At 66.3% G+C, this 26,629-nt stretch carries 21 protein-coding genes; 11 read left to right on the top strand and 10 right to left on the bottom strand.

The annotated features are described in order from the left end of the window. Positions 1-265: 265 nt before the first annotated feature. Both OH799_RS14965 and OH799_RS14960 read left to right on the top strand, forming a co-directional pair. Positions 266-1,432, top strand: coding sequence for a glycosyltransferase family 4 protein (locus OH799_RS14965; protein ID WP_406282127.1), 1,167 nt, complete (start codon positions 266-268; stop codon positions 1,430-1,432). Next, a complete protein-coding gene (locus OH799_RS14960) occupies positions 1,429-3,558 on the top strand; it encodes a glycogen debranching N-terminal domain-containing protein (protein ID WP_406280642.1) in 2,130 nt (709 codons plus the stop codon). Before OH799_RS14965 ends, OH799_RS14960 begins: the two co-directional genes overlap by 4 nt. A 514-nt stretch (positions 3,559-4,072) precedes the next feature. Here the strand turns inward: OH799_RS14960 and OH799_RS14955 are convergent. The 9 genes from OH799_RS14955 to OH799_RS14915 form a co-directional block, all read right to left on the bottom strand. Further along, the gene (locus OH799_RS14955; protein ID WP_406280640.1) at positions 4,073-5,314 is read right to left on the bottom strand and encodes a DUF4241 domain-containing protein; all 1,242 of its coding nucleotides are present in this window, start codon (positions 5,312-5,314) and stop codon (positions 4,073-4,075) included. A 258-nt stretch (positions 5,315-5,572) separates the two neighbouring features. Then, positions 5,573-6,028, bottom strand: coding sequence for a DUF350 domain-containing protein (locus tag OH799_RS14950; protein WP_406280638.1), 456 nt, complete (start codon positions 6,026-6,028; stop codon positions 5,573-5,575). 46 nt (positions 6,029-6,074) lie between these two features. Beyond that, positions 6,075-7,241: a glutathionylspermidine synthase family protein gene (locus tag OH799_RS14945; RefSeq protein WP_406280636.1), complete on the bottom strand. Its 1,167-nt coding sequence runs from the start codon at positions 7,239-7,241 to the stop codon at positions 6,075-6,077. After that, the gene (locus OH799_RS14940; protein ID WP_406280634.1) at positions 7,242-8,123 is read right to left on the bottom strand and encodes a hypothetical protein; all 882 of its coding nucleotides are present in this window, start codon (positions 8,121-8,123) and stop codon (positions 7,242-7,244) included. 30 nt (positions 8,124-8,153) lie between these two features. Further along, positions 8,154-8,432, bottom strand: a complete 279-nt coding sequence (locus OH799_RS14935) for an acylphosphatase (RefSeq protein WP_406280632.1) — start codon at positions 8,430-8,432, stop codon at positions 8,154-8,156. Continuing rightward, positions 8,432-8,893: an OsmC family protein gene (locus tag OH799_RS14930; RefSeq protein WP_406280630.1), complete on the bottom strand. Its 462-nt coding sequence runs from the start codon at positions 8,891-8,893 to the stop codon at positions 8,432-8,434. The genes OH799_RS14935 and OH799_RS14930 overlap by 1 nt, the downstream gene beginning before the upstream one ends. A 100-nt stretch (positions 8,894-8,993) precedes the next feature. Continuing rightward, on the bottom strand, positions 8,994-9,698 hold the full coding sequence (locus OH799_RS14925) for a response regulator (RefSeq protein ID WP_406280627.1): 705 nt from the start codon (positions 9,696-9,698) through the stop codon (positions 8,994-8,996). A gap of 28 nt (positions 9,699-9,726) precedes the next feature. Next, positions 9,727-12,273, bottom strand: coding sequence for an ATP-binding protein (locus tag OH799_RS14920; protein ID WP_406280625.1), 2,547 nt, complete (start codon positions 12,271-12,273; stop codon positions 9,727-9,729). 72 nt (positions 12,274-12,345) lie between these two features. Beyond that, positions 12,346-12,510 carry a hypothetical protein gene (locus OH799_RS14915; protein WP_406280623.1) on the bottom strand — a complete coding sequence of 55 codons (165 nt, stop codon included), beginning with the start codon at positions 12,508-12,510 and terminating at the stop codon, positions 12,346-12,348. A gap of 208 nt (positions 12,511-12,718) precedes the next feature. On the opposite strand from OH799_RS14915, the gene OH799_RS14910 reads away from it, so the two are divergent. The 6 genes from OH799_RS14910 (at position 12,719) to OH799_RS14885 (ending at position 18,522) form a co-directional block, all read left to right on the top strand. Continuing rightward, a complete protein-coding gene (locus tag OH799_RS14910; RefSeq protein ID WP_406280621.1) occupies positions 12,719-12,937 on the top strand; it encodes a hypothetical protein in 219 nt (72 codons plus the stop codon). A gap of 96 nt (positions 12,938-13,033) precedes the next feature. Next, on the top strand, positions 13,034-13,228 hold the full coding sequence (kdpF, locus tag OH799_RS14905; RefSeq protein ID WP_406280619.1) for a K(+)-transporting ATPase subunit F: 195 nt from the start codon (positions 13,034-13,036) through the stop codon (positions 13,226-13,228). After that, positions 13,229-14,899 carry a potassium-transporting ATPase subunit KdpA gene (gene kdpA / locus OH799_RS14900; RefSeq protein WP_406280617.1) on the top strand — a complete coding sequence of 557 codons (1,671 nt, stop codon included), beginning with the start codon at positions 13,229-13,231 and terminating at the stop codon, positions 14,897-14,899. A 100-nt stretch (positions 14,900-14,999) separates the two neighbouring features. Further along, a complete protein-coding gene (kdpB, locus tag OH799_RS14895) occupies positions 15,000-17,057 on the top strand; it encodes a potassium-transporting ATPase subunit KdpB (protein WP_406282124.1) in 2,058 nt (685 codons plus the stop codon). A gap of 1 nt (position 17,058) precedes the next feature. Further along, positions 17,059-17,928 carry a potassium-transporting ATPase subunit C gene (locus OH799_RS14890; RefSeq protein ID WP_406280615.1) on the top strand — a complete coding sequence of 290 codons (870 nt, stop codon included), beginning with the start codon at positions 17,059-17,061 and terminating at the stop codon, positions 17,926-17,928. A 177-nt stretch (positions 17,929-18,105) separates the two neighbouring features. Then, on the top strand, positions 18,106-18,522 hold the full coding sequence (locus OH799_RS14885; protein WP_406280613.1) for a DUF1707 domain-containing protein: 417 nt from the start codon (positions 18,106-18,108) through the stop codon (positions 18,520-18,522). A gap of 63 nt (positions 18,523-18,585) precedes the next feature. On the opposite strand, the gene OH799_RS14880 is transcribed toward OH799_RS14885, so the two are convergent. Next, positions 18,586-20,136 carry a hypothetical protein gene (locus tag OH799_RS14880; RefSeq protein WP_406280611.1) on the bottom strand — a complete coding sequence of 517 codons (1,551 nt, stop codon included), beginning with the start codon at positions 20,134-20,136 and terminating at the stop codon, positions 18,586-18,588. Positions 20,137-20,864: 728 nt separating this feature from the next. Between OH799_RS14880 and OH799_RS14875 the strand changes: the two genes are divergently transcribed. The 3 genes from OH799_RS14875 (at position 20,865) to OH799_RS14865 (ending at position 26,148) form a co-directional block, all read left to right on the top strand. Next, the gene (locus OH799_RS14875; protein WP_406280609.1) at positions 20,865-21,200 is read left to right on the top strand and encodes a hypothetical protein; all 336 of its coding nucleotides are present in this window, start codon (positions 20,865-20,867) and stop codon (positions 21,198-21,200) included. A 19-nt stretch (positions 21,201-21,219) separates the two neighbouring features. Next, the gene (locus OH799_RS14870; RefSeq protein ID WP_406280607.1) at positions 21,220-21,741 is read left to right on the top strand and encodes a YbaB/EbfC family nucleoid-associated protein; all 522 of its coding nucleotides are present in this window, start codon (positions 21,220-21,222) and stop codon (positions 21,739-21,741) included. A 189-nt stretch (positions 21,742-21,930) separates the two neighbouring features. Further along, positions 21,931-26,148, top strand: a complete 4,218-nt coding sequence (locus OH799_RS14865) for a hypothetical protein (RefSeq protein WP_406280605.1) — start codon at positions 21,931-21,933, stop codon at positions 26,146-26,148. Positions 26,149-26,629 lie beyond the last annotated feature (481 nt).

Genomic DNA, 26,629 nt, shown 5'->3' with positions numbered 1-26,629 from the left:
GAAATGTGGTTTGAACGAAAACGTTTGAGGTACCTCCCTGTCGGCCCCCCTGATCGCGTCAGTGGTCGTGACCAGGCCAACCATGCCCCATGGACGGCGGTGCAGCTCCGGTTTCACCCCCGCCGCGGCGGCCACTTAGTTCAGTTCGGCGCCCGGTACTCCGAGTGCTGGGTGGATGCGAGTGCTACTGGTTGTCCCTGGAAGGAGGGTCATGAGCGCGTTTTCCGCGCCGGTTTCGGCGAAGAAGGCACCGTCCGATTTGCAGATGGCAGCGCCCGAGCTGCTCTCGATAGATCATGTCGGCACCCCGTTCCGCATTGCGATGGTGGTTCCTCCGTACTTCGACGTACCGCCCAAGGCGTACGGCGGCGTTGAGGCCGTGGTCGCCGATCTGGTCGACGCATTGGTGGACCGCGGCCACGACATCACTCTGTTCGGCGCGGGAGAGCCGGGCACCAAGGCCAGGTTCGTGCCGGTCTGGGATCGGGCGCAGCCCGAACGCCTCGGCGACCCGTTCCCGGAGGTCGTGCACGCGCTGCGGGTGCGCCGGGCGATCGAAAAGCTCGCGGCGACATCGGGTGTGGACCTGGTGCACGACCATACCTTCGCGGGGCCGCTCAACGCCCCCGCGTTCCAGCGCCTCGGCTTGCCGACGGTGCTGACGGTGCACGGGCCGGTGGAAGACGACTCGTACCGGTACTACCGGGAACTGGGCGACGAGGTCGCGCTGGTGGCGATCAGCGACCGGCAGCGTGAACTCGCACCGGACCTGAACTGGGCTGGACGCGTGCACAATGCGCTGCAGGTCGACGAGTGGCCGTTCCGCGTCGAAAAGGACGACTACGCCCTGTTTCTCGGCCGGTTCAATACCTGCAAGGCCCCGCACCTGGCGCTGGAGGCCGCGCACGCGGCTGGCATCCCACTGGTGCTGGCAGGCAAGTGCAGCGAACGGGCCGAGCAGGCCTACTTCGAGGAGAAGGTCCGCCCGCTGCTTACCGAAAACGACCACGTATTCGGCCTCGCCGACGCGGCCGCCAAGCGTAAGCTGCTGGCCAATGCGCGTTGCCTGTTGTTCCCGATTCGCTGGGAGGAACCGTTCGGCATGGTGATGATCGAATCCATGGTCTGTGGCACGCCGGTGGTCGCGTTGCGCGGTGGCGCGGTCTCCGAGGTGGTCGTCGACGGCGTGACCGGCCGCATCTGTGACGACCCCGCCGAGCTGCCCGCGGCCATCGCGGAGGTTCGGAGGATGGACCCGGTTGCCTGCCGGCTCCACGTGAAGGCGAAGTTCGGCGCCGACACCCTCGGTCGGGGCTACGAGCAGGTGTACCGCAAGCTGCTGTGGTCCAGGAAACGGTTCGGAGCCATGCCGTTCGAGCCGACGGCCCCGGTCGCCACGTCGGTCAGGATCCCGGCGAGCGGATTCTCGTGACGGGAACAGCACCACTGAGCCCGGCCCCCCTGAATTCCGGTGAGCCCACCGGATTCGGGGGGTGCGGCTCTGTCACCTTGGTAGAAGGCGGGACCTTCTGCCTGTCGAACCGGCTCGGCGATGTCGAGCTGGGCAAGCCGCACGGCCTGTTCTTCCGAGACGCACGCGTGCTGTCCCGGTGGGAGCTGCTGGTGAACGGCAAACCCGCCGAGCCGCTGTCGGTGCTGAGTCCTGAGGCGTTCGCCGCCAGGTTCGTGCTGCGCAGGCCGCCACAGGCGGGCCTGGCCGACAGCACGTTGCTGGTGGTGCGCGAGCGGATCGTGGCCGACGGCATGCATGAGTTGCTCACATTGGAGAACATGGGCCGTGAGCCGACAGCGGTCATGCTGGAGCTGCACGTCGACGCCGATTTCGTCGACCTGTTCGCGGTCAAGGAAGGCCGCGCCGGGCACGCACGGGCCGATGTGACGGTGGCCGACGGCGAGCTGGTGCTGCATGACCATACCGACCGGATGCGGGGCATCTCGATCTCCGCGACCGTCGAACCCGAGGTGATGCCCGGCACACTGGTGTGGCGGGTGATCGTCCCGGTCGGTGAGTGCTGGCAGACCGAGATCATCGCCCAGCCGACGTTGGGCAACCAGCGTTTTCAAGCGGTCGCCCCTGGCGAGCATTTCGGCGTCAGCGCGCCGGGACGCAAGATCGAGGCCTGGCGGGATACCGCCACCGACATCGTCGCATCGGATCCGGTCCTCACCCGGGTGCTGCGCCGTACCGAAAGCGACTTGGGCGCATTACAGATCCACGACGACTCCGGCGACGGCCGACCGTTCGTCGCCGCGGGTGCGCCGTGGTTCATGACTTTGTTCGGCCGTGACAGTCTGCTCACCGCGTGGATGGCGCTGCCGCTGGAGGTCGACCTGGCGCTCGGCACGCTGCAGCAGCTGGCGGAACTGCAAGGGCACGAGGTCAATCCGCTGACCGAGGAGGAGCCGGGGCGCATCATGCACGAGATGCGCCGCGGTCCGGCGGGCGGTCAGGTACTCGGCGGCAATATCTACTACGGAACCGCCGACGCGACACCGCTGTTCGTGATGCTGATGGCCGAATGCCATCGCTGGGGCGCGGATCCCGAGTCGATCAGGGAGCTGCTGCCCGCCGCCGACGCAGCGCTGCACTGGATCACCGACTACGGCGACCGCGACGGCGATGGCTTCGTCGAATATCGCCGCGCGACCGACCGCGGGCTGATCAACCAGGGTTGGAAGGACAGCTACGACGGCATCAACCATGCCACCGGGCATATCGCCGAGGGGCCGATCGCGCTGTGCGAGGTGCAGGGATACGTGCACGCGGCGCTGGTCGCAAGGGCCTATCTGGCCGAGGCGTTCGATGACGCCCGGCTGGCCGGGCAGCTGCGGGAGCGCGCCGCGGAGCTGCGCGGCAAGTTCGCCGAGCAGTTCTGGCTGCCCGAGCGGGGCTGGTACGCCGTCGCGCTGGACGGTGGCAAGCGTCAGGTCGACTCGCTGACCAGCAATGTGGCGCACTGCCTCTGGTCGGGGATCGCCAGCGACGAGCACGCGGCCGAACTGGTGACGCGGTTGTCGGGCCCCGAGATGGACACCGGCTTCGGGTTGCGCACCTTGGCGTCGAATATGGGCGCCTATAACCCGATGAGCTACCACTGCGGCTCCGTCTGGCCGCACGATACGGCGATCGCGGTGGCCGGCTTGCTGCGCTACCAGCACCTGCCCGGCGCAGTCGAGCTGGCGACCCAGCTGGCCTCCGGATTGCTGGACGCGGCATCGGTTTTCGACGGGCGACTGCCCGAGCTTTTCTGTGGCTTTCCGCGGTCGAGGTTCGCCAGTCCCGTTCCGTATCCGACGTCCTGCTCGCCGCAGGCGTGGGCGAGTGCCGCACCGTTGCTGCTGGTGCGCGCGTTCCTCGGCCTCGACCCGGACGTGCCGACCCGCACCCTCACCGTGCGTCCGCAGCTGCCGCTGACGTGGGGGAGGGTCTCGCTCCGGGCGTTGCGCCTCGGCGCGATCACCGTCGACCTGGAAGCGGAGGGCGGCCAGATCACCGCGGCACGGCTGCCCGACGACTGGCGGTTGGTCACCCGATGACGCGGGCAGGTTGCGGACCGAGGCGAACGGGTATGCGCCCAGGATAAAGACATTGGCAAGTCTCTCGTACTGACACCCACACGGGCTTGGAGGTGCACGATGCAGACATCGCTGGATACGCGGGACTTGTGGAGGACTCGGTACCGGGATTGCACCGCGGAACCCACTACGGATCTCGACATGGACCGCGCACTGTTCATCCGGAGTGTTCACGCGGGCCACGGTCCGGAATGCCGTCAATACCTCGCGGCGGCGGCCTACTGCCTCGAGCATATGGACGACACCTGACAGTTCGGTTTCGATCGTGAGCAGAACCGAGAATCATGGTGACTGCACCGTGGCGCTGCGTGCTCACAGCCGCCGACAAGCCGTAAACTTCGCTCTGCGAGTGAACGGAGTGAACATGATGATCGTGTCGACACGTGCTCGCACCACCTTTACGCGTGGCCGGTGTGCCGCGGTGCCAACGGGGTTCTTCGCGGCAATCCTCCGCACTCGGTTCCGGCAGGTGGGCCTACTCACTCTCCCGTAACGGGGGATGGAGCTGGAAGTCGATGACGACGCAGCTCACTTGCCCGCTTTCGGTGCGGCCGATCCAGACAGGAAAGGTTCCGTCGGGCCGGCCAGCAGGGAAAGCGATGAGGTTCGGCTCCGGCTCCGCGCCGATCAGTTCCACCGTGAAACGGTCGTAGAGGCGTTCGATCAGCTCGTCGTCGAACTCGTCTTCGTCCACTGTCCGGGTCTCATCGAGGAAAACCGCCATGCCGGTCTCCACACCGACCCCGTAGAATTCGCCGTCGCCGAGCAGTCCAGGGTCCTCGTCGGGCCGGATACCCATTTCCCACTCATTTGGTGGGGTATCCAGGAGGGTCACCCGGGCCGCGGCGACACGCGGCCCGCACATAGTATCCGCGAACCGCATCACCGACACCGTGACCGGGTACTCGCCTGGTGGTACGCCGATAGTCGGCGAAGCTTCGTCGATCGAGCCAGGGTCCACGGCAACCAGCCGCCCGGACGGGATTCGCAGCAGTCCCGCATCGATGAGCTCGACAACGGCCGGACCATGCGGAGTGTCGCGTCTACCCGGAGTGAACAGCTGCTCGATCCCAGTGGCGCGCAGCGGTCCCTGCCGTTCGCCCGTAGATATCTCGTTCAGGGTTACCGCCGGGGCGGGCTCGTGGCCCTGCTGGGCGAGGAACCGCACGAAAACCTGCCAATCTCCGAATTCCGGTGCGGGGCTGAGGAAGTCTTCGATGGGAGCCGAAAACAGCTGCACTGTGCTATTTTCCGGCTCATCGATCGGCTGGCCACGCTCTCGAGTCCCACGCCGCTCGACCAAGGCTTGTTCCGACCCGTCGAACTCGGACCTGATCTCGACCAGTCCGTCGGTCGAGACTTTCGTGGTTTCATAGACGTCCCATTCATGGGAGAAGTACTGCTGCTCGCTGGAAAACTGCCATCGGTTGATAAACCAAACCCGCAACACCCCCTCGGAGTGGCTCTCGAGGTAGATTATCTGCGTGCGATAGGACCTGTCGTCGAACAGATGCACATTCCACCACTCCTTCCCCTCGTACTGGTAGTAATCGACCATCGCTAGCGGCCGCTCCCGCGCGGCCAGCAACACCGCGTACCTATCCCCGTCAGCATGTCTGCGCGCCGCAAGCGCACGCGATATCGGTTGCGGATGAGTCGCCCCGAGCGCGGAACCCCAGGGCTCGCCATATGACACATCAAGACTGTCGAAAATCACGGACCCACTATCCCCATTCAGGACAACAACTGACCCCGAACCGTACTGCCGTGCGCCCTGAGTGATGTCCCCACCGAGGGGGGGCACCACCCGACGGAGAATTTGGCGGAGTTCGGCGAGTCTCTGGCCGGGTTGGTGGGTGCCTGGGTTGCGGTGAAGGAGGCGGCGGCTGCGCTCGTGCTGCGCCGCGCGCGGCAAGCTGTTCGGCCGGCGCGACTCCGGTGCTGGATGGATATCCTCGGCTGTGGTCAGTGCGGGCTACAGGATGGCGAAGGCGACGACCAATCCGAGGGCGAAGTGCGCGGCGGCCACGACGAGAACCTCGGTGGTGTAAGTGTCGGAGTGCAGCGCGGCGCCGATGTCGATGCCGAGCGCTCGCTCGATGACGCGGACCGAGATGACCTGCGCGACAATTCCGACCAGGCCGAAGATGAGCGAGGCGATCAGCCCTTCGGAGAGCTTGCCGCCGCCGCCGACGGCGAAGATGGCCAGCACGACGATGAACGCCATACTGATCATGCCCGCCGCCGTGACGATGATGGCGTTCGGCTTGCCCGCCACCACCAGTGTGCGCAGCTTGCCCGGCGTGGTCAGATCGATGGCGTAGAAGCCGACGAGCATGAGCACCAAGCCGACCAGGGCGTAGAGAATGATCGCTCCCACGCCCTCGCCGAGCGAGCTCCAGTACCCCGATTCGAGGGCGACTGCGGTCATCTTGGTCCTTCCGGGTGAGTGGCGATGCGGCTGAGGTCGATTCGGGCTATTCGGAAATGATGCGGTGCGGAACGAAGGCGGAGCCGTCGTCGGTGATCAGGCCCGCGGTCTCGCGGATGCCCAGGCCCGCCGCGGTATCGCCGACGATCCAGGCGCCGAGCACCGGGCGCATGTCGTCGAATTCCGGGAGCGGGTCGAGCAATTGGTAGACGTAGCCTTCTTCGCCGTATACCCCGCCGGTGGCGGTTTCCAAGCCCGCACCGACGATGGTCATGTTGGCTCCTTCGCGTCCGAGCTTCGGTTTGCGGATGTACTCGGTCAGCTCGTTGGGTTGATCGAGATAGGCCGGCAACAGGTTCGGGTGCCCCGGGTACATCTCCCACAGCACGGCGAGGATCGCCTTGTTGCTCAGCAGGGTCTTCCACAGCGGTTCGACCCACATGGTCTGCGGCAGGCTGTCGACAACCCGCTTGCCGAAGTCGTCGTCGAGCGCCCACTCCCAGGGGTAGAGCTTGAAGATCGCCTCGATCGGCGCCTCGGCCAGGTCGACGAAACGTTCCAGTTCCGAATCGAATCCGACCTCCTCGATCGGAAGCGCGATGGTGTCGAACCCGGCCTCGGCGGCGGTCTCCTGCAGGTACGCCGTGGTGACGTTGTCCTCACCCGTCGCGTCCGCGCCGGACCAGGTGAAGTGCAGCTGGGGCGTGGGTAGCACGTCGCGCAGCGCGCTCCAGCGCTCGACCAGCTTCTCGTGCAACGAGTTCCACTGGTCGCCACCCGGGTAGCGGTCGGTGAGCCAGTGCCACTGCACGATCGCCGCCTCCAGCAGTGAGGTCGGCGTATCCGCGTTGTACTCCAGCAGTTTCGCGGGCCTGCGCGCGTCGTAGCGCAGATCGAAACGCCCGTACACGTACGGGTCGGAGCGCTTCCAGGATTCGGCGATCGGGCCCCAACTCCACTCGGGTAGACCGAAATCGGCGAACCGTTCGGTGAGCACGATGTGCTCCACCGCGTTCAGGCACATCGAGTGCAGCAGTTCGACGTCGGCCTCCAAGGCGAGGATCTCCGGCATGTCGAACGCGTAGTGGACGGACTCGTCCCAGTACGGCCTCGGCTGGCCGCTCGCGTCCCGTCCCGGTGAACCGTAGACCAGGCCCTGGCCCTCGATGGTCTGCTGCCAGCCCGGGCGGGGCGTATCGCGCACGCGCCGCATCTACGACCCCCCGCCGGTGCTCTTGCTGCCGAGCCCGCCGCGCTGCACCGTGGTTCCGCTCTTGGTCTTGATCTCGGCGCTGCGCGGTTTGACCGTGGTACCGCCGGTAGGCGGCTTGCCGACGGTGCCCGTTCCGCCGTAGTAGTAGCGGTACTGCGGTCCGCCGCCAAGGATGATCACGCCCGGGCCGCCACCGCTATTGCTGACGAAGCCGGGTCGGCCGTCGCCACAGTGGTCGTCGTCGACCACGATCTCCTGGCCGTTCTCCGTCTTCACGCAGTGCGCCGTGACCCGGTCGGGTGCGGTGAGCGCACGATAGGCCAGGTAACCGCCGCCGACCAGACCGGCGACGCCGACAATGGCGACACCACCGATCATGACCCGCTTGCGCTTGCGCTTCTTGCTCTCCTCAGCCGCGGCGGCGGCCTGCTGTGCCTGCTCGGCGTGCTTGCGCGCCTTGTCTCTGGCCCTCGCTTCGGCCACCGTGGGTGGGCGCGGCTTGGTGACCCCCGCTTCCTGTCGCTGCACGCTGCCGCGGCGGGGTGGACCAGGAGTGCCGGGAGCCGCGCCCAAACCGGCGAGCCCTTCCGTACCGCTCGCTGCTCCGGGCGGCACCGAGCCCGGCGTAGACCAGTCGACGTCCGACGGGGCGCCGGTTTCGCTCGGCGCGCCCGAATCGGGCGTCGTGCCCGGGACACTCGACGTGGAAGCCGACTGATCCTGCGCTTCGGCCGAATCGGCCGGCGCGGACTCCGGGGCCGATCGCGCACCGGCGCGTTCGGAATCGGCTGCGGCGGGAGTGGCCGGATGCTCCGAAGCGGACGACCGCTCGGGTTCGGGGTTGTCGGGACGCGTGCCGTCACCCGGATGCTGCGTGTTCACCGCTGCGCCCCCTCGTCGCCCGAACTACCACTACCGCTCCTCGAAACCGGTCACATCGCCCCGCGCGGGCTCCCAGCTTTCCACAACCAAGGTCACCCGACCAGGTGGAGTCCCCGAACGCAGGAGCTGGAGCAACCTTTCGCAAGCTTGTCGCGGTCCTTCCGCGACCACGTGCACGCGGCCGTCCCTGGCGTTGGTCGCGTGCCCGACCAGCCCGAGCTCCAACGCGCGTGCCCGGGTCCACCAGCGGAAACCCACTCCCTGGACCCAGCCGTGCACCCAGGCGCTCAACCGAATGGCGTCGTCCATCAGGCCTCGACGTCGAACGACAAGGTCACCTTCGACCCGGCTCGCAGCGTCCGCCCGACGGTGCACACCTTGTCGATCGCGCGCTGCACGGTGACGAGCAACCGCTCGCGGGCCTCGTCGTCGAGTTCACTGAGGTCGAGCTCGAACACCTCTTCCAACTGCGGGTAGACCTCGTTCTCCCGATCGGCGTCGCCGGACACCCGGATGGTCGCGTCGAAGTTGTCGCCGAGCTTGCGCGACAGCGGGAAGTCCGCACTCAGGCCCGAGCAGGCGGCCAAGGCGATTTTCAGCAGCTCACCCGGTGTGAACACACCGGCGACGCCCTGCGACCCGACCCGGACCTCGGCGCCGCGGGAGCTGCGGCCGGTGTAGGCCCTGGTCCCGGTGCGCTCGACCCACAACGTGGTCGGGCCCAGGTCGACCGGCGCAGAGGTGGCGGGTGTAGCGGTCTGTTCAGCCATGGTTCGATCCTGCCATTCTCGTCGGAATCAGCTCGCTCGCCTGGCAACGCCGATGTCGCGTGCGCCATTCCTGGCGTTCACCGGCCGGTGGCTGGGACTACTACTCCTGGAACCGGTAACCCATCCCGGCCTCGGTGATCAGGTGCCTCGGCTGGGAGGGATCCACTTCCAGCTTGCGTCGCAGCTGCGCCAGATATACCCGCAGATAGTGCGTCTCCGTGGCGTAGGACGGACCCCACACCTCGCGCAGAAGCTCGCGTCGGCCGACCAGCTTGCCGCGGTTGCGCACCAGCATCTCGAGCATGCCCCACTCGGTCGGGGTCAGGTGCACGATCTCGCCGTGCCTGGTGACCTTCTTGGCGGCCAAGTCGACGGTGAACGACGCGGTCACCACGACCGGGTCCGACGCGTCGGTATCCGTGGCGCCCCGGCGAACCGCGGCGCGCAGCCGGGCAAGCAACTCATCCATCCCGAACGGCTTGGTGACGTAGTCGTCGGCGCCCGCGTCGAGCGCCTCGACCTTGTCGGCCGAGTCCGTCCGCGCGGACAGCACGATCACCGGCGCCGACGTCCAGCCGCGCAGCCCGGCGAGCACCTCGATGCCGTCCATGTCCGGTAGGCCGAGGTCGAGGATCACCACGTCCGGATGCTTGTCGGCGGCCGCACGCAGGGCGGCGCCACCGGTCGCCGCGGTGATCACCTCGTAGCCGCGAACCGACAGGTTGATCCGCAGCGCGCGCACGATCTGCGGTTCGTCGTCGACCACGAGCACTTTGGTCGCCACCGCCTCGGGCGTTTTCGTCACCACCGCCTCCTGTGCCGTCGGGGACACCTCACTCACCTGCGCTTGTCGTCTCACGCGAGACATTCGCGCCCGCGTTGTCGGGGGTCGATACCTCGTCCGCGGGCAGATCGACCAGCATGGTCAATCCTCCCCCCGGCGTCGGATCGGCGTGCACTGTCCCGCTCATCGCCTCGACGAACCCGCGCACCACCGACAGTCCGAGCCCGACACCCGTGGTGTTGTCCCGGTCGCCGAGGCGCTGGAACGGCTCGAACAGCTGCTCCTCCGCACCGTGCGGGACGCCGGGGCCGGTGTCGACGACCGCGATCGTTACGCGGTCTCCGGTGCGCTCGGCGGTGATCCGGACCGGGGTATCGCGCGGCGCGTGACGCAGCGCGTTGTCGATCAGGTTGGCCAGCACTCGTTCCAGCAGGCCGCTATCGGCCCGCACCGAGACGTCGCCGACCTCGACCCCGACCCGGTCCATTGCCGCGCGCCGCAGCCCGCGCGCGCCCATTCCGACGCTCACCAGCGCGCGGTGCACCACCTCGTCCAGGTACACCCGCCGCAGCTGCGGCGTCACCACGCCGACCGCGAGCCGCGACGAGTCGAGCAGGTTGCCGACCAGCGCGGTGAGCTGATCCACCGACTCCTCTATTGTCTCCAGCAGCTCGGCGGTGTCCTCCGCGGAGAATTCGATGTCGTCGCTGCGCAAGCTGGAGACGGCGGCTTTGGCCCCGGCCAGGGGCGTGCGCAAGTCGTGGCTGACCGCCGAGAGCAGCGCTCGACGCAGCCGGTCGGCCTCCAGCAGCGCCGCCGCGGCACTGGCCTCCTCGGCGAGGCGGGACTGCCGCACCAGTCCGACGGCCTGATTAGCCACCGCGTTGAGGACTGTACGGTCGGCAGCAGCCAGCGGCCGGCCCGCGAGCAGCAGCCAGTGGTGCGCGTCGCCCGCCTCGACCACGGTGCTCGCGTCGGCGGGCAGGCGTGGCGGGTCGACGCCGATCTCGGCCAGCACCCGGTCGCCCGCCACCAGGCTGACCGCGCGTTGAGCGAAGGTCTCCCTGATCTGCTCCAGCAGCTTGGGCAGATCGGCGCCGTGCAGGATGGCGCCGGAGAACATGGTCAGCAGCTCGGCCTGCCGAGAGGCCTTGCGCGCCTGTCTTGTCCGCTTCGCGGCCACGTCGACCAGTGCCGCGACCGCGACGGCGACGATGAGCAGTACAACCACCGTGACGAAGCTGTCCGGCTCGGCAATGGTCAGGCTGTGGCGCGGCGGCGCGAAGAACCAGTTCAACAGCAGGCCGGACAGCAGCGCCGAAACCGACGCGGGCACGATGCCGCCCAGCAACGCCACCGCGACGACGCCGACGACGAACACCGCGCTGAGCCCGCCGAGATCCAGCACATCGTCGAGGTAGGCGGCGCTGATCGCGCACACCAGCGTGGGCACGAGAACCGCGGCGAGCCAGGCGGCCACGGGTCTGCGCGGTCTCAGCGCGTAGCGGCGCAAACCGCGGTGAGCCTCCTCGTGCGTCACCATGTGCACGTCGATCTTGCCCGAGAGCTGCACCACAGTGGACCCGATGCCCTCGTCGAAGATCCGCGCCCAGCGCGAGCGCCGCGAGGTGCCGAGCACCAGTTGAGTGGCGTTCGCCTCGCGCGCGAATTCGAGCAGGGCCGAGGGCACGTCGTCGCCGGTGACGGTGTGCAGCGAGGCGCCGAGGCTGGCCGCGAGCTCGCGCAGCCGGGTGCGGCGCTCGGTGGAGACCCCGGCCAGCCCGTCGCCGCGCACGACGTGCACGACCACCAGGTCTGCGCTGGATTTCGTGGCGATCCGGCTGGCCCTGCGCACGATGGTCTCCGATTCCGGGCCGCCGGTCACCGCGACCACGACCCGCTCGCGCGCCTCCCACAGCTCGGTGATCTTGTGGTCGGCGCGGTACTTGGCCAGCGCTGCGTCGACCTGGTCGGCCAGCCACAGCAGCGCCAATTCGCGCAGCGCCGTGAGGTTTCCCGCCCGGAAATAGTTGCGCATCGCCGCGTCGATCCTCTCGGCGGCGTACACGTTGCCGTGGGAGAGTCTGCGCCGCAACGCTTCCGGCGTGATATCGACCAGCTCCACCTGGTCCGCGCCGCGCACCACGGCGTCCGGCACGGTTTCGCGCTGCTGGATGCCGGTGATCTGCTCGACGACGTCGTTGAGGCTCTCCAGGTGCTGCACATTGACCGTGGAGATCACGTCGATGCCGGCGTCTAGCAGGTCCGCCACGTCCTGCCAGCGCTTCTCGTGCGTGCTGCCCGGTGTGTTCGTGTGCGCCAGCTCGTCGACCAGCACCACCGCGGGCGCGCGCCGCAGCACCGCCTCGACGTCGAGTTCGGGAAGCGTGGTTCCGCGATAGTCGATCAGCTTCGGCGGAATGCGTTCGATGCCCTCGAGCAGCCCTGCGGTCTTCTCCCTGCCGTGTGTCTCGATGACCGCGGCGACCACGTCCCGGCCGCGCTCCAGCCGCCGGTGCGCCTCGCCAAGCATCGCATAGGTCTTGCCGACTCCCGGCGCGGCACCCAGGTAGATGCGCAGCTGGCCGCGTTTCACGCCTTCATCATCGCGCGCCGCGAGTCCCGGGCCGAGCAACCCTCCATCGAACCGGCGTGCTGCGCCCGGCGCTCAGACATCGAACGTACCCGGCTTGTTCGTGCGCCACCGCTCGGCGCGGTCGCCCGCGACGACCACAACCTGCGGTCGGCGCGGCTGCGCGCGGCTGCCCAGCACCCGGATGACCAGTGCACAGCACACGAACCCGACGAGAACGGCAATGGTGACTGCCGACATGACGACCTTCTTCCGATGAGACACCGCCGGTTGCGCTGGAGTCGTCCGCCTGACCGGCCCTTCACTTCTACCGTCGGGGTACCCACCGACCCCGATCTTTACGGTCTGTTTACGGTCCAGCGCTCTTCCTTGACAGCTTCCTTTCGGCGGTTCCGACCGATCGCCCTGGTGGGACACGGTCGTATCGGCCGACGGGCACAACGAACCGGTGATCGCTTCTGCGCCGGACGGTGTGCCGTGTGTGCAGGTGGCGACCGCTGACGTGCACCGGCCGACGGTCGATCGCTGGTGGCCGGTGGTGGGCAGCCGACTACCGGAGATCGTGCCAGCCGGCGCGGACATTCTGATCGATCCCGGGGGTTCGGCGCAGTTCCCGGCTCGTCACCACAGCACTGCGTGGCACTCGTGGGTGCAGCAATACCGTTAACGAACCGCAAATGCGGAGTTCCGGGGCGCTAAGGAGTTGTAAGGAACCGCCTCCTACGGTCGCCCGGGCGCTTGACTCGCTCTGGCGTGCTCCAGCATGGCGCGCGGATGGAGGTTGTCGAGTCATGTCTGTCGTGCTGTTCACGGCGCTCACCGTGGCTGCGTTCGCGCTGCTGGGACTGATCCAGCGCGGGGTGGAGAAGCTGTGATCGCGAACCTGGCCGGACTGGTTCTCGCCGTCGGCATCGCCGTCTACCTGGTCGCGGCACTGCTGTTTCCCGAGAGGTTCTAGGTGAGCACGACAACCGCGGGGATCGCCTTCGTAGCGTCGCTGGTCCTCGCGCTCGCGCTGGTCCACGTGCCGCTCGGCGACTACATGTACCGGGTGTACAACGGCCGCAAGCATTCTCGCGTGGAACGCGTCGTCTACCGGGCGATCGGCGCCCAGCCCGATGTCGAGCAGACCTGGTCGGTGTACGCCCGCAGCGTGCTGGCTTTCTCGGCGGTCGGCATCCTGTTCCTGTTCTTCTTCCAGCTGAGCCAAGGCAGACTTCCACTGCACCTGAACGACCCCGGTACCGAGATGACGCCCACGCTGGCCTGGAACACCGCGGTCAGCTTCGTGACGAACACGAACTGGCAGAACTACTCCGGTGAATCGACCCAGGGACACCTGGTGCAGATGGCCGGGCTCGCGGTGCAGAACTTCGTCTCCGCCGCGGTCGGGATGGCGGTGGCGGTGGCGCTGGTGCGCGGGTTCGCGGGCAGGCGCACCGGCGACCTCGGCAACTTCTGGGTGGACCTGGTGCGCGGCACGCTCCGCATCCTGCTGCCACTCGCCTTCGTCTTCGCGATCGTGCTGGTCGCGGGCGGCGCGATCCAGAATTTCCACCTGCACGACCAGGTCGCGCAGACGCTGAACGGCACCCAGCAGACCCTCACCGGCGGTCCCGTGGCCAGCCAGGAGGCGATCAAAGAATTGGGCACCAACGGAGGTGGCTTCTACAACGCCAACTCGGCGCACCCGTTCGAGAATCCGCGTACCTGGACCAACTGGGTGGAGATCTTCCTGCTGCTGGTGATCAGCTTCTCGCTGTCGCGCACGTTCGGAAGGCTGGTCGGCAGCCGTAAGCAGGGCTACGCGATCGTCGCGGTGATGGGCACGATCGCGCTGATCAGCGTGACGCTGACCAACCTGGTTCAGCTCCAGCACCACGGGACCGTGCCGACCGCGATCGGCGCGTCGATGGAAGGTGTGGAACAGCGCTTCGGGGTGGCGAACTCGGCCACCTTCGCGTCCGCGACGACGCTGACCTCGACCGGCGCCGTCGACTCGTCCCACGACTCCTACACCAGCCTCGGCGGCCTGCTGGCGATGTTCAACATGCAGCTCGGCGAGGTCGCGCCGGGCGGGACGGGCTCCGGGCTCTACGGCATGCTGATCCTCGCGGTGATCACGGTGTTCGTCGCGGGTCTGATGGTCGGCCGCACACCGGAATATCTCGGTAAGAAGATCACGCCGAAAGAGATCAAGCTCGCCGCCTCGTATTTCCTGATCAGCCCGTTGATCGTGCTCGTGGGCACGGCGCTGGCGATGGCATTGCCGGGGCAGCGGGCGGGCATGCTGAACTCCGGGCCACACGGCCTGTCGGAGGTGTTGTACGCCTTCACCTCAGCGGCCAACAACAACGGTTCGGCGTTCGCGGGCCTGACCGGAAAGACCGACTGGTACAACACGGCGCTCGGCCTCGCCATGCTGTTCGGCCGCTTCCTGCCGATCATCTTCGTGCTCGCGCTGGCAGGTTCGCTGGCCCAGCAGGGCACCACCCCCGAGTCGATCGGCACCCTGCCGACGCATCGGCCGCAGTTCGTCGGCATGGTCGTCGGTGTGACGGTGATCCTGGTCGCGCTCACCTTCCTGCCCGCACTCGCGCTCGGGCCGCTCGCCGAAGGAATCCACTGAAATGACCAGTCCCGCAATCGAAAAGAACATCTCCGCGGAGTCCGAGCCCGAAAGACAACGGCGGGACAAGGGCATCCCGAAGGGTGTGCTCGACCCCACGATGCTGGTGACCTCGCTGCCGGACGCGGTGCGCAAACTCGATCCGCGCAGCCTGTGGCGCAACCCGGTGATGCTGATCGTCGAACTGGGCGCGGTCTGGTCGACCGTCCTCGCTCTGACCGATCCGAGCTTTTTCGCCTGGGCCATCGTCGTGTGGTTGTGGCTCACCGTGATTTTCGCGAACCTGGCCGAGGCGGTCGCCGAGGGCCGCGGCAAGGCTCAGGCGGACGCGCTGCGCAAGGCCAAGACCGACACGGTCGCGCGGCGGCTGCCCGACTGGTCGCCGGGTGCCCGGGCGGACGAAGAGTCGGTCGCCGCGCCGGATCTACGCCGCGGCGATCACGTGGTCGTCGAGGCAGGGGAGGTCATTCCTGGCGACGGCGACGTGGTGGAGGGCATCGCATCCGTGGACGAGTCGGCGATCACGGGTGAATCCGCGCCCGTGATCCGGGAGTCCGGTGGCGACCGTTCGGCGGTGACCGGCGGAACCACCGTGCTGTCGGACCGGATCGTCGTGCGCATCACCCAGGAGCCGGGTCAAAGCTTCATCGACAAGATGATCGCGTTGGTGGAGGGCGCGAGCAGGCAGAAGACGCCGAACGAGATCGCGCTGAACATCCTGCTCGCGGCGCTGACGATCATTTTCGTCTTCGCGGTCGTCACCCTGCAGCCGATGGCGATGTTCAGCAAGGCGAATAACCCTGGGGTGGCGGACACGTCGGCGCTGGACGTGCACGGCGTCACCGGCATCGTGCTGGTCTCGCTGCTGGTGTGCTTGATCCCGACGACGATCGGCGCGCTGCTGTCGGCCATCGGCATCGCGGGCATGGACCGGCTGGTGCAGCGCAACGTCCTGGCCATGTCAGGCCGTGCGGTCGAGGCCGCGGGCGACGTGAACACGCTGCTGCTGGACAAGACCGGCACCATCACCCTCGGCAACCGCCAGGCGTCGGACTTCGTCCCGGTGCCCGGCGTGAGCAAGGACGAATTGGCCGACGCCGCACAGCTTTCCAGTCTGGCCGACGAGACACCCGAAGGCCGTTCCATCGTGGTGTACGCCAAGCAGGCATACGGGCTGCGGGAGCGGACGCCGGGCGAACTGACGCACGCGCAGTGGGTGGAATTCACCGCCCAGACCCGGATGTCCGGGGTCGACGTCGACGGGCGCCTGCTGCGCAAGGGTGCGGCGAGTGCGGTCACCGAATGGGTACGTGCGCATGGTGGTTCAGTGCCCGACGAACTCGGAGCGACGGTCGACGGCATTTCCGCCGCGGGTGGAACTCCGCTGGTTGTCGGACAGGTCGCGGACGGAGCGGCCAGGGTGCTCGGCGTGATCCACCTCAAAGATGTGGTGAAGCAGGGCATGCGGCAGCGGTTCGACGAGATGCGCAGGATGGGCATCCGCACGGTGATGATCACCGGCGACAACCCGTTGACCGCCAAGGCGATCGCCGACGAGGCCGGGGTGGACGACTTCCTCGCCGAGGCGACGCCGGAGGACAAGCTGGCGCTGATCAAGCAGGAACAGGACGGCGGGCGGCTGGTCGCGATGACCGGCGACGGCACCAACGACGCCCCTGCGCTGGCCCAGGCCGACGTGGGTGTCGCGATGAACACCGGCACCTCGGCGGCCAAGGAAGCCGGCAATATGGTGGACCTGGATTCCGATCCGACCAAGCTCATCGAGATCGTGGAGATCGGCAAGCAGTTGCTCATCACCCGCGGCGCCCTCACCACCTTCTCCATCGCCAACGACGTCGCTAAATACTTCGCGATCATTCCCGCGCTGTTCGTCCCGCTGTTCCCCGGCCTGGATCGGCTCAATGTCATGCGCTTGGCCAGCCCGCAGTCGGCGATCCTGTCAGCGGTGATCTTCAACGCGATCGTCATCGTCGCGCTGATCCCGCTGGCGCTGCGCGGCGTGCGCTACCGGCCGTCGAACGCGTCGGCACTGTTGAGCCGCAATCTGACCGTCTACGGCCTGGGCGGCATCATCGCGCCGTTCATCGGTATCAAACTCATCGACCTCGTCGCCCAACTCCTCCCCGGGATGTCCTGACATGCGCCTTTCAACCTTGATCCGGCAGCATCTCGCCGCGCTGCGCGCGGTGCTCGCGCTCACCGTAATCACCGGAATCGTCTATCCACTGGCGGTTTTCGCCGTCGCGCAGCTGCCGGGACTGCACGACAAGGCGGATGGTTCGCTGCTCGCGGAGAACGGAAGAGTGGTGGGCTCCAGCTTGATCGGGCAGTCGTTCACCGACTCCGGCGGCGCGGCGCTGGTGCAGTACTTCCAGAGCCGCCCCTCCGCGGCGGGGGACGGCTACGACCCGATGTCCACGGCCGCGAGCAATCTGGGTCCGGAGGACATTGTCGACACCGCCTCACGCACCAGTCTGCTCACCACGGTGTGCACCCGCAGCAAGGGGGTCGGCGAGCGGGAAGGGGTCGATGGCAGCCGCCCGTACTGCACGAAAAGCGGTGTGGGCGCGGTACTCTCGCTGATCGGGCCGCGGGATGCCTACGGTGAAGTGCCGCATCCGGTGCGGGTCGTCAGCGTCAACGAGGCGTGCCCGGCGCGGCCGTTCCTGGTCGACTACCGCGGGGTCCGGGTCGAATGCGCCGAGCCGGGCCGGGACTACTCCATCGGCCGCATCATCCCGATCTCGGGCGATGCCCCCGCCGACCCGCCCGTGCCTGCCGACGCCGTCACCGCGAGCGGTAGCGGGCTGGACCCGAACATCTCCACGGCGTTCGCGGCGATCCAGGTGTCTCGGATCGCGAAGGCACGCGAAATTTCCGAGGAGCAGGTTCGTGCGGTGGTGGACGCGCATACCAGCGGGCGAACCATGGGTTTCCTCGGTGAGCCGCGGGTTGATGTTTTGCGACTGAATCTGGATCTGGACCGCAGCTACCCGTATCGCGGCTGACCAGCGCACGAACGCGGTCGTCAGCTACGGTTGCCGACCGCGTTCGCGTTGCTGTCGGTGGCCAACGGCGATCCAGTCGGCCGGTTGACGAACCGCGCGCAGGTTGACATTCCACATTGGAGGGTTATGCTGTAATAATATTCCACTATGGAGTGTGAAAACGTCGATAGGAACGGCATGGACATCGCGACCGGTACCCGCGCCTCGAACGCCGAACGGGACAAGGTGGTGCGGCTGCTCGGCAGGCACCTGTCGGACGGACGAATCGATCTCGCCGAATACGACCAGCGCGTCGGCCAGGTGTATGCCACCACCACCCGCGACGACCTGAACCTGGTGCTGTCCGATCTGCCCGAGCTCGCCAAGGAGGTCGCCGAACCGGCCGACGTGTGGACCCGCCTCCCGCTCTGGCAGCGGATCGAGGGCACGACCTGGCTCGGTGTGAGCCTGCTCGTGCTGGCTGTCTGGGCAGCGATCTCGCTCTCTGTCGGCGAGTTCACCTATTTCTGGCCGATGTGGGTGATCGGCCCGTGGGGCGCGGTGCTCGCGTTCCGTATGGTGGCCGGCTTCGAGGGTGGCCGCCGTACGGGCTGAAGCCCTTTCGGCGCTGTCGGTCGAATCGTCCGGGGCAGCGCCGATTCGCGTCTCGGGTCGCGCCTACCACCTGCGCCGGGAGGTCGGCTCATGCGCTGGGGGCGGCTGGTCGCGCCCGCCGCGGCGTCCGGGGGCGGGTTGGTCGTGCGACGGTTCGGCATGGTGGTCGGACGGCGCGAACCGAGCACGGGGCCGGGATGTGTGCTCATTCGGAGTCGGCGGCGTCGCACGGCGTCGCGCGGGCTCGAAATCCATGGGCGGGTAGGGATCTCGCTGCCGCCCGGGTTGGCGATCTGTGGGCGGCCGGCGGTGTGTCGCGGCCTCGTAGGCGGGCGATGGGTATTGCCTGGATCGGCGTGCTCGCTCATCGCGAGTGTCCGGTCGGTCGTCGGGTGTGGCGAATTCGTCGTAGTCGGTGCGGTCGTCGCGTCGACGATCTGGCTGATCGGGACGAGCGGGTGGACGACGCCGCGAACGGCTCGACTGTTCTGCGCCGGTCTGCGGCAAGGGACCGCTCGACCTAGCCCTTTCGGAATCGGTGCGGCGGCGCGCGGTCCGCTCGGAGGGCGCCGGCTCGGCGCCGCCGGACCACGTCTCTGGCTGCGCGGTGGTGGGCCACTCGTGGCCTCGTGGTCGTCGGTCGGGACTGGAAGCAGGCGCGGGCAGGCCGGGCCGGAGCACGGGAAGTTCCCGGGTCACCTCGGCGGCGCTGACGCCCTTCTCGCGGTACATCGCCGGAATGTCGTGGGCGCGCAGCCAAGCACCCGGATCGTGGCGGGCACCCGGCTCCAGCCTTGGAATGGCCTGTTCGAGTAGGTCCAGAAGATCGCCGGTCGTGGCGCCGAGCGCGGTGCGGATCGCGGGGAACGCGTCGGGGTGGAACGTCCACTTCCATTCGGGTTGCGGGTGCGCGCCACCGCGCTCACGTCGGTGGAAGACGAGATCGCCGGAGCGGACGATTCTGGCACGCATGGTCCATCTGCTGGATTCGACTACAAGCTCCCCGGTTTCGGTGCGCTCGACGTGGTCGATATCGTCGTCGACGAGATCGACATCCGGCTCGGTGCGGCGCACCCATTTCGTCAGGGCACTCCACTTGGCGAGCAATGGCGGCGCGGGCTCGTCGGCATCCGCTGTGTCGGCCCAGCCGCCCCGCAACGTGCGTGGAATCCACGCGGTGAGGTTGGCGCGCGTGGAGGTATCGAGCCGGTCGTCGTCCTCGAGCGACAGCACGGAATCCGGTCGCGCAGGCCGGCCGGTTCGCTCGGCGCGGTCGCTTCGTGCGTTCTCGTCGTCCAGCCCCGTGGACCGGCCGGAGAAATTCCCATGAATGGGAGCCTCGTCGTGTTCCTCGTCGTCGTCCCATGCGCTGTCGGCGCGTCGCCGGTCCGCGTCCTCTTGCCGGTTTCGCGCATTCAGTGCGATCTCGAACCACGCCGCGACCAGTCCGGCCACGCCGAACCCGCCCGCGACGGCCACCTCCACCCACACATCGCTCAGCACCGCACTTTTGCTGCGCTCACACGCGTAGAGGAACACCAGGCAGCCGAGCACCAGCGCCGTGATGCGGGCAAGGCGGAACGCTGTGCTGGTCCCTGGTGAGGGGGCAGGCATGCTGTTGCGCTCCGAACATTCCGCTGGCGAGTCAGTGGGATCGTATGTGGCCGGACGCCGCCGCGTCAGTGCATGTTCGAGACTGCTCGGGATCCATGGACGTCGTCCTTTCGTGTGCGAACGGCGGCAGGTATCTCCCGTACCGCTCGGCCGTCAGATGTACGCTGCGCCGAGGCGCTGGCAACGGTGACACAGCTGCGGCAGCGCGGATTCAACACCGACGTGTATCACCAGGACGACAAACTCGCGAAGCAACTCCGTTACGCCTCCCCGGGCTGTGGACCAACGCGTAGGCGGAGTTCGTGCCATTTCCGCAGTTCGACAAGTCCATCGGCGTCCTGATCTGCACGACAAACGCCATCGAGAACTTGAACGCGCGGCTCCGCTGGGCAGTCAACGCCCGCGCGGTAAGCCTCGCGCAGGTGCGTCGAGATTTCCCCCGATGGTCGAGCCCTTGGCCGTCGTCCATTGTCAGCACGGGCTTGCCGACCTTCTCAGTCACAACTGCATCCATCGTCCTCTGGAGTTACATCGGAGAATTTACAGACCGAAGGAAGCCCTCAACATCTTCGACATGACGTGTGACCGCCGCCTGGCCGAAGGACGAAAGTAGCTACGTATCAACCACTTACGCCGCTATCTCTTGACGGACCTGTGAACGTCGAGAGTGTTGGCGGGGTATCGTTTGAGCGTACTGACAGGGCGGGTGTGTTCGGAGTGGATGAGAGGTGGCAATGATGGCGGTTGGGGAGGTCGAGGTCTTGACGGGGAAGCTTCGGGCCGCTGGTGTGGACGTTGCCAAGGTTCGTGATGACTTGCTCGGTATTGTGGCCGCTGCGGAGGGGGCTGCGAGGCGGGCGAGTGTTGCTGCGGGGCCGGATAAGTTCGGTAGCCGGTTTCGTGATGGCGAGCAAGGTTTCGATAACACGATGACCGGTATCAGCGAGGGTGGGCGGAGTGCGGCCGCATCGTTTAAGGAAATGTCGCAGGGCCTGCACGATGCTGCAGGCGTGCTCGATCGTGTCGAGCAAGTTTCGGCCGAAGATTTCGATCGTCTGACCTGATCGGCGAGAAGGGCTTTCGATGAGTATCGTGCCAGGCGAGGACGGGGATGTGGCCTCGATTCTGGATGAATTCCAGAAGCAGATGCGTGTTATCGCCGAGGCTCAGGACAAGCGTAGGAAGCTTGTCGGGACGGCGACCTCACGCGACCGGATGGTGTCGGTGTCGGTGAACGCTGACGGTGTGGTGATCGAGACCAAGTTTTCTGCGGCCATCAAAAATGTGAGTTGTGAACGTCTGGCCAAGATGGTGACCAAGGTCGCCCAGGACGCTGCGGCGGATGTGGCGCGTAAGAACAGTGAGCTTGCCGCTCCGATTGTGGATCGGCGTGCTCGGTTACCGAAGCTTTCGGAGTTGATCGACGGTGTGCCCGATTTTGCGGGTGAGATGCCGGTCGAGGCGCCGGTGTCGCTTGCGGCGCCGAGGTCGGGAGAGCGCGCGCAAGCCGAGGGTGATGCCGCGGTGACGCGGTTCACCGATGTCGAGAAGTTCGACCACGATGGACACAGGGCCCGATCCCGCGTCACCGATTTCGGCCGGTAGCACGAGGGTGAGGGTTGCGCGGTCGTGGCGTACTCGTCGATAACGATTCCGTCGTGGTTGCAGTGGTTGAGTTGGGTGTTGGGGTCGGAGTGGCCCGAAGGTCTCGAGGGGGACTTGAAAGAAGAGGGGGAGGAGCTGCAGCGGCAGGCCGGTGAGCTGCGCAGGGTTGTGCGGTCGGGGGGAGAGGGTGTGGACGGCGTCGTCCGGGCTGCTTATCCGGCCGGTGAGGGCGGCGACGCTATCGAAGCAGCTCTGAAGAGTGTGCTGGATGTTGTCGAGGAGCTGGCGGAGGCTTACCACGGGTCGGGGCAGCGTGCGATCGCCGCTGCGGGCGAGATGCGTTCGACCAAGCACAGCTTCCTCATCGCGTTGGCGTGGTTGGCGCTGCAATTGGTGTATGCGGCATTCCTCGGTCCCGGGGCGCCGTTCGCGCAGGCGTGGGCTCTCGGTGCGACCCAGGCAGTGAGCCGGTTGCTCGGTGGTTTTCTGCTACACAGGCTCGAAGCACTTCTGGGTAAGGCAGCGTTGTCTCAGGCGGGCCGCCTCGCTGTCAAGTTCGGGTACGAGACTATCTCGGAGGGAATCAGCGAGGTCGTCGAGGACAGGCTGCAGCAGGCGCTGAATCAGTTCGCGAAGATCGTGGCCGGCTACCAGGACGGCGGTTTCGACTGGGGCGCGCTCGGTGAGAACCTGGGAGTCCCGTTGATCGCCGGCGGTGCCGGGGGTGCGGCGGGGCACGGTCTGCACGGTGTGGTGAGCCGGCTGCCGGGTGATCACAGTGGATGGGTGGGGATGGGTAAGGGCGCGGTCACCGGTGGTGGTGCGGGTGCGGCGGGTGCGAGTGCGGCCTATGTGGTGACCGGGCTGTCCAGCGGTGTGTGGGAATTCGATCCACGAATGCTCACCAGTAGTGTGATCTCCGGTGCCGGGCCGAGCGCGATCTACGGCTGGGGGGGCAGGTCGAACTATGAAGGTGGGCCCATGGCCGATGGGCCCGGACTGCCATCGGATGGTACGAGCCCGAAACCGGCTTCCCCCCACCACGGCGGCATCGGTGATGGGGCCGCGGTCACCGGCGGCGGTGCTGGTGCTGGCATTCGTGATGCGGGTGCCAAGACACACTTCGCGGGCACGCATCATACCGATACCCCGGCAAACACCTCCGGTGGTGCGCTCAGCACCGGAGGTGCCTCGGTCGGTTCGCGCGACACCGGTGACCCGGGAACGGCCACCGCAAGCACACCGAACACGGTAGACTCCGCAGCCCGGCAAGCCGGACCCGCCGATCCAAGTGTCACCGGTGACCGATCCGCTCTGGCGGCGCACCGACCCGAACCAGATGCGAAAAACCCCAACCCCAGCGTGTACGGGGGTGGCGTTATGGACGAGCCCCCCGCAGGGCCCGCTGCCTCCACCCCGCCTTCCACTACCGTCGGCCCGCAGGGTCTCGACCCTGTCACGGAAAAACCAACCGCCACCCCAGCCGCCGAATCGGGAAAGACACCAGTCGAATCAGGAACGACACCAGCCGCCACAACCGTCCCGGACGGCAGGGCAGGGGTGGGCGCCGCAACCGCGGCAGGGGCAGGAACGCCGTCGAGTGCCGCACCGAACCCGCCCGCGTCCGTGGCCGGTCCGCCACCGACGCCTGGCGCGTCAACCCGCCCGGGTAAAGCCCCAAAGGTGGTGCTGAGCAGCGCTTCTCACGGCCCGGAAAACCACGCTGGGGTGCCCGATCCAGTCTTACCGGACAACATGCGGCCGGGCGCCGGTGCCGCGGACCCAGGTACCGGGCCGCAAGACAGCCCAGGGCCCGTGCAAGCCCGGCTGGCAGATTCCGAACTTGCCAGCGCGCAGCCAGCCGAGCAGGATGGCCCGCTGGCGGAACTGATCGAATACATGGTCGAGGAAGCCGACTTCCCGTTCCCGCGTCGGTTGGAGACTTGGGCGCCCAACACCGAAGAGGCCGTACAGAAGGGGGCCGAACTGCGGGAGTTCGCCAGGTGGATGGCCAATAAAGCGAACACCATAGTCAACCGCCTACGCCACTCGGGCAGAAAGCCGACACCCGAGGACTGGGAGGCTGAGTACTGGGACCTGATTGAGGAGCGGTCCAAGGTGAGGGGCTATAAACCCAACGCCCGGCTAAAACTGAGACTCACCGACGCGGAATATCCGAATGTCAACCGATTCTCGTCAAACGCCGAACGCGACGGGTCCGTATTGGACCCTCGAATAGGGCGGTGGGTGGGTGGACTCCCGACACCCTTCAGTGAACTTTGGGCGGAGACATGTGAGCGAGCTTTGGCGCGATTTGATACCGGGGGTGTCACCGGGGAAGAACTCCAAAACAAGATTCGCCTATCCGACGGAACGGTAATCAACGGGAACCGGATCCTTAAGGGCAAAGCCGCAGAAGAGATTCTTCATTTCGTGTGGGAAGCAAAAACCTCCCCTAATGGATGGGAGTTTGCGCCCGGGGACGTCATCACGGTCTCGGGGACTGAGGCCAACCGACGACGGATACTCCACGATGCTTTCGAACAACTCGCCAGACCTGGTGAATTCACCGTCGAGACGTGGGCAGACGTCGCCTACAAACTTTTTCAGGCGCCGCAGACGAAGAGCGGATCCGATGCGACGATCAGAACGTTCCTCGTCGGCGCCGCCGCATACCGACTGGGTCGGGTGCCGGATTTTCCGCACGATATCGACCTGCGCGCGATGACGATGAACCAAGGAGACTTCGTGAGATACGTCGTGGATCACGACGCGCGCGCATACAGTAAGGACCGTAAGGACCCAACCGCGGACACCGGGGCGATAGGCATCCGCGACCGTCCGACCGACCCACAGGGTCCGGGTTCGGCCTCGCCCAGCGGAGTTTCGCCTCTGCGTCGCCTCTCGACGTTGTCAGAGAGCCTCGACCAACTGGGTAGGGATGTGGCTTCGCAGCTCATCGTGGTCGGCAGCACAGGCATGCACGCCGCTTTCGGAGTAGAGGCACTGCTGCGGGCTTCCGCGGATATCGATGTGCTAGCGCCGATCGATATAGTCAATTACTTCCGGGGTCGACCTGGGTGGGAATTCAGTACACTGCCGGACGGGACCCCGATAGTCAAAAACGGCGACTTCGATATCATGGGTGTGCGGTTGGGGGAAGAAGGTTCCTCGTACGATGAAGTCCGGGGTGACTCGTATACCATCGCGGACGGCCGCGTCACGGTTGCCGGGTTGCACCGTATTTATTCTCGAAAGGAATGGCGTGTTGTCGACGATCTCGTAAGGGCCAAGGACGTCGCGGACATGGACATGATGAAGAGTTTGCTCTTGAATCGGGATCGCCCGCCATTGCCGAGGAATGCCCTGGAGCGGCAAATTCGGATGGTTATGGAGGTCATGCCCGAATGGCTGCTCGGGCACCCTATGGCGCAGAGTGCGGTGCACCTTGCCGCGAATGCTGGCCTAATTTTGGAGACGCTGTACGGCGCGGATGGTATCGAGTTCGTCAACCTTGCGGCCGGGAGTTTCGATGTACGGGCAAGCAGAGTGCCCATGACCTATCATAATGGGAGGGGGTTTATCGAACCCATCCGGATGCTCTTCCATCACCTGGACTTCTTGAGACTGCACACAAATATAAAAGTAACTCCAGAACATTATCTTATCGCCATGGTTGCCGATCTGTACAGCGACGGCAACTACAACGATGGTCGCGAGAAAGACAATCTCAATAATCCGGCCGGCCATGACGAGGCAAAGTCGGCCAGCCTTGCTCGTGCACACGCACTGAGCCTCGGATGGAGTAAGTCGATGGCGGATCTCCTGTACGAGTGCATTGCAAATACGGCGTTCGATCAACACACCGGGACACAGAAAGGCCGACATCATCCGCACTTCCTTGTGCGGGCGATATCCGCCATTGACCTGCAAGGCCTATCTCGCTTCGGCGGATTGCGCAGGGCTGGCGAGCTGGGACCCGAAGATTTGGCAGCCCGGCGAGCAGCCGGCTTCCACCAGCAAATACTCAGCAGAGCTTTGGTGCAGACGAATACCTTCGTCAGGAACGCAGAGGAAGCCTACCTTTTCATCCAGAAGTATTCCAAAATGCGACCGATCATGGACGACGGTGCCCCTTCGTCGAAGACGCTCGGAGAAGCCCTGGCTGGATTCTACATTGGAAACGGTATATTCATGGACCCTGCACATGAAAAGGGTTATAAATATCCCGACGAATGGCCACACGAACACAAGCAGGTTCGCGCAGCGCATGCAGAGGAATCAGTAAACATAGGAACCGATCTTCTCGCGGGAAAATTGAAACCCGACGGAGTGTTGGAGCGGATCGATATATACGAGAATGGTCTGAGAAGAAGATTCCCGGAATTCGTGAACATTCCAGTCTGACACCGTCCGATTCGGGACGAATACCAAGTGCCGGGTACCGCTCCGGGCGTCTACGGTCGAGGCTTTCGCTCGATTGGGCCGAACGACTCAACGTGCTGCGCACCAGCCTGACAAACGACAGATCCCGGCCACACAGGGGAACAGGACCTCCCGGCCGGGCTACTTTGGGCCATGTTCGACCTCCCGCTGAAGGCCACGCCTACCTCAGCGACCCACAGCGCATCCTGTCCCGGCTCGCCGACACCCTTCATAGCAATCCAGAACGCCTTCGAGTACTAGCGGAAAGGCATCGCCGCCGGGCGGGTGGGCTCCGGCAATCGCTGCCTATGGGGTATAACCTGATCACCACACCGGTAACCGGCCGGAACGGCGTCAGGACAACGTCTTTCGCCGGATTTCTTGACGCAAGTCCGCCAGGCTCGCAGAGGCAATCCAGGGCTTCATCCGTGGCGATGAGCACGGTGGGCGCAGCTACATCGGA

It is taken from the genome of Nocardia sp. NBC_00881 (assembly GCF_045207455.1).
Classification (GTDB): Bacteria; Actinomycetota; Actinomycetes; order Mycobacteriales; family Mycobacteriaceae; genus Nocardia.
This window is presented reverse-complemented; position numbering and strand designations above follow the sequence as displayed.